At 66.3% G+C, this 732-nt stretch carries 1 protein-coding gene and 1 pseudogene; one reads left to right on the top strand and one right to left on the bottom strand.

All coding sequences use genetic code 11. From position 1 onward, the window contains the following. The coding region (locus A5777_RS12570) for a cytochrome P450 (protein WP_156529369.1) at positions 1-493 on the top strand (493 nt) is incomplete at its 5' end. Positions 494-500: 7 nt separating this feature from the next. Here A5777_RS12570 and A5777_RS24690 read toward each other — a convergent pair. Then, a pseudogene (locus A5777_RS24690) lies at positions 501-662 on the bottom strand (LLM class flavin-dependent oxidoreductase); the annotation flags it as partial. Positions 663-732 lie beyond the last annotated feature (70 nt).

A 732-nucleotide genomic window follows, 5' to 3' on the forward strand; every position in this document is an offset into this window, starting at 1 on the left:
CGATGAGGTTCTCGAGCAGGTGCCACGCCTGCGCTACATCCGGCGCGCGCTGGATGAGGCCTTACGCATCTGGCCGACGGTGCCCGCATTCGCACGCAGCCCACGATCGGCGACGATGCTCGGCGGACGGTATCGCATGACACCGGAAGACTGGGCGGTCATCATCCTCGCCCAGGTCCACCGCGATCCCGCGGTCTGGGACGATCCCGACTCCTACGATCCGGACCGGTTCCTCCCCGAGAACGTCAAGAAGCGCCCGGCGCACACCTACAAACCCTTCGGCAACGGCGTACGCGCCTGCATCGGAAGACAATTCGCGCTCCACGAGTCGGTACTCGTCCTCGCGAGCCTGCTCCACAGGTACGACGTCGCGCCCGATCCCGACTACCACCTTCGTGTCGACGAGCGACTCACCATGGTGCCCAAGGACTTCTACGTCTCGCTGACACCACGCAGGGTGCACGCCCGGTTGTCGGAACAGCCCGTCGGCTGACGGCGGCTCACACCAGCGTCGCGAGCTCGCGGATCGTAGCGGCGTCGCGCGTGGTCACCATCAGCATCGAGACACCTGCCGACTCCCACTGCTTGATCTGCTCGCGCACCTCGTCGGCGGTACCGACGATCATCGTCTCGCGCACCATCTCGTCGGGCACCGCGGCCAGATGCGTAAGGCCTCATCCAGCGCGCGCCGGATGTAGCGCAGGCGTGGCACCTGCTCGAAAGTCGGCATGT

Origin of the sequence: Gordonia sp. 852002-10350_SCH5691597, from assembly GCF_001665715.1 — a bacterium.
Lineage (GTDB): Bacteria > Actinomycetota > Actinomycetes > Mycobacteriales > Mycobacteriaceae > Gordonia > Gordonia sputi.